7 protein-coding genes are annotated in these 6,617 nt (G+C 57.7%); all 7 read left to right on the forward strand.

The features are described 5' to 3' along the window. The first annotated feature begins 1,241 nt into the window (after positions 1-1,241). Positions 1,242-1,877: a hypothetical protein gene (locus N799_RS15190; protein WP_152597824.1), complete on the forward strand. Its 636-nt coding sequence runs from the start codon at positions 1,242-1,244 to the stop codon at positions 1,875-1,877. 475 nt (positions 1,878-2,352) lie between these two features. Further along, positions 2,353-2,583 carry a hypothetical protein gene (locus N799_RS05910; RefSeq protein WP_152597825.1) on the forward strand — a complete coding sequence of 77 codons (231 nt, stop codon included), beginning with the start codon at positions 2,353-2,355 and terminating at the stop codon, positions 2,581-2,583. A gap of 470 nt (positions 2,584-3,053) precedes the next feature. Beyond that, positions 3,054-3,458 carry a hypothetical protein gene (locus N799_RS15195; RefSeq protein ID WP_152597826.1) on the forward strand — a complete coding sequence of 135 codons (405 nt, stop codon included), beginning with the start codon at positions 3,054-3,056 and terminating at the stop codon, positions 3,456-3,458. Between the two features lie 116 nt (positions 3,459-3,574). Further along, positions 3,575-4,177, forward strand: a complete 603-nt coding sequence (locus N799_RS05915; RefSeq protein WP_152597827.1) for a hypothetical protein — start codon at positions 3,575-3,577, stop codon at positions 4,175-4,177. A gap of 81 nt (positions 4,178-4,258) precedes the next feature. Further along, positions 4,259-4,654 carry a hypothetical protein gene (locus tag N799_RS15200; protein ID WP_152597828.1) on the forward strand — a complete coding sequence of 132 codons (396 nt, stop codon included), beginning with the start codon at positions 4,259-4,261 and terminating at the stop codon, positions 4,652-4,654. Positions 4,655-4,787: 133 nt separating this feature from the next. Continuing rightward, positions 4,788-5,279 (forward strand): hypothetical protein, encoded by a 492-nt coding sequence (locus tag N799_RS05920; protein WP_152597829.1) that lies wholly within the window; start codon positions 4,788-4,790, stop codon positions 5,277-5,279. 840 nt (positions 5,280-6,119) lie between these two features. After that, positions 6,120-6,512 (forward strand): hypothetical protein, encoded by a 393-nt coding sequence (locus N799_RS15205; protein WP_152597830.1) that lies wholly within the window; start codon positions 6,120-6,122, stop codon positions 6,510-6,512. Positions 6,513-6,617 lie beyond the last annotated feature (105 nt).

A 6,617-nucleotide genomic window follows, 5' to 3' on the forward strand; every position in this document is an offset into this window, starting at 1 on the left:
ACAGCGCCAGACCCCCTTATCGTCTCGGAGCATTTGGATGAGTGGTGCCGCATCCCAATGCCACCTAATGAGGACTCAATCCTCGTCCATGGCATGCCAGACGGTACCATCCAATGGAGCTACCTGAGCTCTTCCGGCAACGACAGCCCCCGATTTGAGGTGGATCGCTTCAATTCAATCGGTGGAGTTCAGCTAAACGAGCTACCGGCGGTCGATGGAGAGGTTGAGCTTGACGCGTTAAAGCGCCGGCTTGGCCTCTAACAATTCATTCAAGCCGACGCCTTCGGCGCGGCTTAACTTAGGCGTTAGGCCCTCAAATGGCTAGGTCGGTATCCCCAGAGAAGCTGCGTGAGTACGACGATCTGAAACGGTTCTTCATTCACTGGCAGACGCATCTCAGCTCTTATCGGCCGTACGCTATAGATCACCCGCACAACCCGATCAACGTGTTGGCCGGCCTCGAGCGTCAGCTTGGCGTCTCACGCGCCTTGGTCGGCCTAAAGCAAGCGGTCAATGACATCCTGGAAGGCTGTGAGGATTTCTCCCCGCAGCAAATTGCTAGGGCTGATGTGTCCCTAGCCGAGGCTGGCGCACAAACTCTCACCCAGCTCTGGCACAGGCGTTCTCGCCAATACAAGGCCATCTTGCGCCGTGGCCGCCTCCGCGATGAAACGGAGTTCTATCTAGTGTCCTCCATCCTGTCGGACACGGCTTCTCAAGTGCCATCCAGCGAGAGGGAGAGACTAAGCAGTATGGTGGCCAGCTATGAGTCGCAGCAGGCCTAACTACTCATTCAAGCCGACGTCGCTCCGCGACGCGGCTTTGCTCAGGCGTTAGGCCTCTTGGAAGCTTCCTTTCGAATTCGGAGACAGGGCTGCAGGCCGTTGTGCGACGCATCGGTAAAGCTGACCGCTGTTGCCGCGTCCACCTTTTCAGTCACGGCATCTAGTCTCGTTCAAGAGTCTGTTCCGGCCGAGAGACTGAAGTCCGTGCTTGTGGGGGTCTCGGGGGCGTACTCATCTGTCGATCCAACCCAGGCGCTCGCTATCCTCGTAGTCGAAGTTGCCGACCTTTCTGGCACCACGGACGACATGTTCTTCAGTGCCGCTGCGGCTGGCGCGACTTATCATCTGCTAGGCTTTCCCGAGCGGGCCCCACCACCTGGCGTTTGGGGTGAGGCCTAACTAATCATTCAAGCCGACGTGCCTTCGGCACGCGGCTTAACTCAGGCGTTAGCGCTCATGAAAGATGACAAGTACTTGGCGATGACGTCGTCTTTCGTTGCGCGAGCGGAGGAGTTGTTGGCGACGGGCAAGAAGGCAAACCTATTTTATGCGGCACTTGAAGTGCGCATGGGCATCGAAGCTCGTCTACAGACCTATGTCCACGCTCATGAGGAGATCTCACGGCAGGTTCGGAACGGCTGGAAAATTTCGGAGTTGTCCAAAACACTCGAGAAGAGCGGTAAATGGGCCACTCTCGTGAGTGAGGTAGAGGTCATCTCACAGGGCACTGGAGGAAGCCTTTCCAAGCTGCACTATGTCCCGGTCTCTGCAGAGCTCAGGCAGATAGGAGCGAGGCTCGGTGATTTTCTACACTATCGGGAAGGCCCGGTTACAAGAGACGAATCTTGGTGGGCGCGAATCTTAGAGACGGTAGAGCGCGGCGTTCGCGATCTGCGCGTATGCGCACAAGCCACCCTCCTAGGCCCGCCTTTGGTAAATAAGGCTGATGCGAGCAAAGTGGACCTAAAAATGGAGTTCCATCCAGATGATCCTCGATTTGCCGCATTGTCCGCGCTAGCTGAGGGCAATGCGCGCATCACCCTAAAGGTCAGCTATTTTACGGTTTCCGAGTTCTATGAGCTGAATCGCTAACTATTCGTTCAAGCCGATGCCGCTTCGCGGCACGGCTTAACTCAGGTGTTAGGCCGCTATGGAAGAACATCGCGTAACTTTGAGAGACGGAGCGGAGGCGATCTTGTATCGCTCGGACTCTGGCTCTTGGGCATGCCCTATTTGTGGGAGCGTCGAACTCCCTCGGCAGCCGTACTACAGCGATGGTAGCGCTTCGTTTGATATGTGCAGTTGCGGGTTCGAGTTCGGATACGACGATGATCCTGGCGCTTCGCCGGAGGCCGATCCATCGGTTACAGCCAATTGGTCTAAGTGGCGCTCCCGGTTCATGCGTAAGCTTCAAGATCATCCGGGCGCTCTGGCGCAAGTCGTGAAGCGCTTGCGGTCTATCGGGGTGGTCGCGTGATTGCCGGCGCGCGGCCTAACAAGTCATTCAAGCCGACGCCGCTTCGCGGCGCGGCTTAATTCTGGTGTTAGGCCTCAACAGGTGAGCCCGATGAAGTTTCTGAAACCTGTAGCAATGACTGTCGGCACCGCCATCGCGCTGTACGGAGTGTCACTTCTAATTGGCCTGTCGGAAGTTTCGATTGGCAAGTTCTCCGCGGGTGCCCGAGACACAAGCAGCGCGTTGCTCATCGCTCTGCTAGGCGTGGCTTTGGCGCTGTATGGTTGGTTCCACCTGGGCTCAGAGCAAAGCACTGAAAGGTCGCCGACTGATGAGGCCTAACAATTCATTCAAGCCGAACCCGCTTCGCGGGTCGGCTTAATTCTGGTGTTAGGCCGCTGCTGCTGGTGAGCTCTGCATCGGCTCGTTTCTTCGGACACTCGCGTCGCGGCTGGCAGCGTGACTCGTGCTCATCCGACGCTGGCTTCGGCGGGTCTCCTTCGGCAACCACGTCGCGCCGGGCGGTCCGTCGCTCCGGCAGGTCGGCTCAATGATTTCGGAGCCATTTTCGGCTGCATTTCACCTTGTGGGTTCCGGGTGAGGCGCCGGTCTGCCTGGGCTGGTACTGTTTCGGCGGGTGGCGGAGCTGTGGGGTGTGGTGTTGGCAGGTCTGCCAGCACCCAAGGCAGCATCGCCTAACAGGTCATTCAAGCCGAACCCACTTCGTCCCATTTGCAGGCATAGTCGCTGCTGGGGCTTTGGTTCAATCCCCGGCTCACGCGTTGTGGGTCGGCTTAATTCCGGTGTTAGGTGTGGCCCAAGAGCATTGGACATGGCTATTTGGAAAGCTCTCGTCGGCAGTCGGCGTACTTGTCGCCGGCGAGTCCGACGCACGCAATCGCGTGTTCGTCGCTTCCAAATACCTGCTGCAGATCCCACCGGATGCAGTTCCGCCCGAGTGCCAAGAGGATCTGCGCTGGATCCGCCACATGCTCACTCGGCATGAGCCAGGGCCATACGACGATTCGGCTGTAGCGGCAACATTTCGCCGTACCCGCAACACAACAGCCAGCAAAATTGCCAGCCGTGTGTGGCACGTTTACGCGGTCTACGGCTCGGTCCTTGAGGAACGCAAGGTTCAACGTGCACTGGCTCAACATGGTAAAAAGCCAAAGCTCGGTGTGGTCGTTGTTCCGCCAAAGGCAAGCCACACCTAACGATTCGTTCAAGCCGAACTTGCTTCGCTACACCAACAACATGGCAGGAAAAGCTTGCCATGTTGTTGGCTCCGCTACGCAAGTCGGCTTAACTCAGGTGTTAGGGCTCACTAAGCATGCGACTCAGCATCGAGAACATTCTTGCAGTCACCATACTCATGCTCGCGGAAGCATGGTTCTTGCAGGGCGTATTTGCTGGCAAACCTAGCTGGGACGCTTCACTTGCCTTCGTCGGGGCAATCGCCGCTTTCTTCGCGAAAGACTATGTCAAGGATCGACTGAACGTAGGCCAGCCGGCTCGGGCTCACGATCGTGCACTCTTTGAAGCCTTCTTGACTGAGTTTCCGGTGGAACCGACGTTCAACATGTTGAAAGACTACGATTTCGGTAACTCGTTCTGGTCTTCTCAAATGAGGCCGCTCTTTAACTTCGCGGACGCTTGGGGCGATGTCGATAAAGAGTTCTTAGACAGTGGGCTGGAGAAGAAGCGCAAGGTTCTGCTGAAAGCAGCACAGGACCTAAGCATGGAATTTGCAGGACGCACGGTGCCAGTAGGCAACGGGGAGAAGTCCTCGGTCTTTTCCGACAGGCTTCGGGCGGAGGGGCCACGCCCCCCCTTCGTCCTTGAGGACGCTAAGGTTCTCAACCAAAAGTCTCGCGCGCTTGTGCCGCTCTACGAAGACTTCGTTAGGAGCGGCAAGCGGAAGTTGCTGGGGTGAGCCCTAACAATTCATTCAAGCCGACGCCGCTTCGCGGCGCGGCTTAATTCCGGCGTTAGGTGTCAACAGGGGAGATTTATCGTGAATTTTGCATTTAAAGCATCCATGCTTGCTGTCGTTGTTGCCCTCTCGGGCTGCGCTACTTACAGCTCCAACATGCGCGTTGGCAATGACATGTCCTACGCTAGCCTTGCGGACCAGCGGGCAGCATCACAAACCATCCAAGTCCTGGACGTAGCACCCAGCGACGCAACAGTCCTCGGATCGGTAGATGCGGGTCGTTGCCACCGGAGCTTCGTTGAAACAGCTCCGGCTGAGCAGATGGTGCTCCTTGATCTCAAGCTCGCTGCATACGCGCTTGGAGCCGATGCCATCACGGACATCAACGTTGAAAAGCAATCGGCACTGACTAAAAATTGCTGGTACATGCTCGACGGTAAAGCCAAAGCGTTGCGCTTGGCTGCCCCGCAGGGCTGACACCTAACAATTCGTTCAAGCCGAAACCGCTTCGTTACACCAAAGGCATGGCAGGAAGAGCTTGCCATGCCTTTGGCTCCACTACGCGGTTCGGCTTAACTCAGGCGTTAGAGCGCACAGGGGGTGTGCCTCAATGGGGAAAGTCAGTAAAACCACTAGGTTCTTTGCAGCCATGCTTATGCTTGGTGGCGCGCTCGGCATTGCCATTGGAATTTGGCTAGCTGCCCAAGCTTTGTCGCAGAGTTGGCTCTACATCTTCATGGTTGTGCCATTCATCGGGCTATTCGTGTGGTCGCTGTACACGGGCATTCGCTTGTGGCGCGGTGACAGCTACGGCCGCAAGTGGGCCCCAATTCTGTTCGCTTCACAAATCCCCATCATCGCCACGCCTGGGGCGACAGTACATTGGTTCACTGGGGCGCAATTCGGACCCGCGTTGAAGTTAGCGGGCCAGGCCGTTGAAGCAACTCTGTCCGCAAATGTCGGTGCCAATGGGCAGTTCTTCTTGGCATCGGGCGGCGACCAGACAATCCTCGGCATCAATCTGTTCGCCGCCATTGCGCTGTTCTGCTTGGTGCGCTCTAACAAGTCATTCAAGCCGAAGCCGCTTCGCGGCTCGGCTTAATTCTGGTGTTAGGCGTTGTGTGGCTGGAGAGTTTTGCATCGGCTTGTCTTCTTCGGCCACGACCTCACACGTGGTTCCAGACGCGGGCGGATCGCGCGCCGGCTCCGGCCGGCGGCCGGGGACAATCTGGCCAGGGCCACGCGCTTTCGCTCCGGCCGCATGCTCCACACGCGGTTCGCTGCGCAATCGTTCGGGAGCTATCTTCGGGTACTTCGGCGCCGCAAGCTGCTACTGTCGCGCTCTGGGGAGTGGTTCAGGCCCTCGTCTCGCGGGGTTTGCCAGCGACCGGGGCCACACCGCCTAACCAGTCATTCAAGCCGAGCCCGCTTCGTGGCTTCGTTCAAATGTTTCGTTGGCGGTGTTGTATCGGCACCCGGTCTGCGCGTTGCGGGTCGGCTTAATTCCGGTGTTAGGCCCCAAGTGCTTCTAAAGCTTTGGCTTTTCGTCTTCGGCAACACATCGCGGCCCTTCGACCCCAGTTCACTCGGCTTCGGCCGGCCTCGCTTCGGCCACTGCAACGGGCGCGCTCGCAAGTCCGGCGGCATGTGGACTTCGGAAGGTTCCAACACTCCATTGGCTCGGCGCTTGCAGCAACAGCTGGCTTCGGCCGGCACCACGCGGCATCATCGGGCGCGCTTGCAGTGCGCGGCTTCGGTTCAAGCGGGGGCTCTTCCGCCGGCGGGGGTTCTCGCGCTAGTGTTGGGGCCTAACAAGTCATTCAAGCCGAACCCGCTTCGCGGCTTCGGCCCATTTTTCGCCGCAGCTTGCATCGTGTCTGGTCTTCACCGTTCACGTTGCGGGTCGGCTTAATTCCGGCGTTAGGCCCCATAGGAAGCAGCAATGGCAGCCACAGTATTTGCAGCGGTAGCAAACTCGATACAGATCGTTTCTCGCTTGCGCGAGATCAACAAGAACATCGAGAACTCGGAGTTCAGCAATGCGCTTGCCGATCTAGGCTTGGAGCTTGCGCAGCTTAAGTCAGAGCTGGCGACCGTCTTAGACGAGAACACTCGGCTCAAAGCAAAGTTCGCTGCAATCGAGGCGCCTAAGCCGGATCTCCAGTTTAAGGCTGGTGCCTACTTCAAAGATGGGTCCGATGGACCCTTTTGCTCGGGGTGCTACGACGCGAGAGGCAAGCTAGTGCGCTTGTCTCCGGTTCCTAACGAGCTGAGCCATATTGCGTCGCACCTTTGTCCTGTGTGCAAGGCTCCGTATGCGGGCGCTGGGGCCTAACAATTCGTTCAAGCCGAACTTGCTTCGCTACACCAACAACGTGGCAGGTAAAGCTTGCCACGTTGTCGGCTACGCTACGCAAGTCGGCTTAACTCAGCAACTGTC

The organism is Lysobacter arseniciresistens ZS79 (assembly GCF_000768335.1).
GTDB lineage: Bacteria > Pseudomonadota > Gammaproteobacteria > Xanthomonadales > Xanthomonadaceae > Novilysobacter > Novilysobacter arseniciresistens.